Here is a 522-nt window from a genome sequence, read left to right as displayed (position 1 = left end):
GCCGCTCCCCCGCCGAGACCACCGGCGGGCACACCATCCGCGCCCGCCGCCCGCAGGGCGCGCTCGCCCGGCTGCACCTGACCGCGACCCTCCAGGCCGCCGCTCCGCACCAGGCCGCGCGCGGGCGCAGCGGGCGGGCACTGGTGGTGCACAAGGACGACTTCCGCGAACAGGTGCGCCAGGGACGGGAGTCCAACCTGGTGCTGTTCGTGGTGGACGCCTCCGGCTCGATGGCCGCCCGGCAGCGGATGACCGCCGTCAAGGGTGCGGTGCTGTCGCTGCTGATGGACGCCTACCAGCGCCGCGACAAGATCGGCATGATCACCTTCCGGGGCTCGGGCGCCGAGCTGGCACTGCCGCCCACCTCCTCGGTGGAGGTCGGCGCGGCCCGGCTGGAGTCGCTGCCCACCGGCGGGCGGACCCCGCTGGCCGCCGGCCTGCTGCGCGCCCACGAGGTGCTGCGGGTGGAGCGGCTGCGCGACCCGAGCCGGCGCCCGCTGCTGGTCGTGGTGACCGACGGCC

The 522-nt window shown here is 76.8% G+C and carries 1 protein-coding gene; it reads left to right on the top strand.

The window, feature by feature from the left end; genetic code table 11:
• On the top strand, window positions 1-522 hold a 522-nt coding region (locus AE652_RS42900), incomplete at both ends, for a VWA domain-containing protein (RefSeq protein WP_049661850.1).

Origin of the sequence: Kitasatospora sp. MY 5-36 (assembly GCF_001182915.1) — a bacterium.
Classification (GTDB): Bacteria; Actinomycetota; Actinomycetes; order Streptomycetales; family Streptomycetaceae; genus Kitasatospora.
This window is presented reverse-complemented; position numbering and strand designations above follow the sequence as displayed.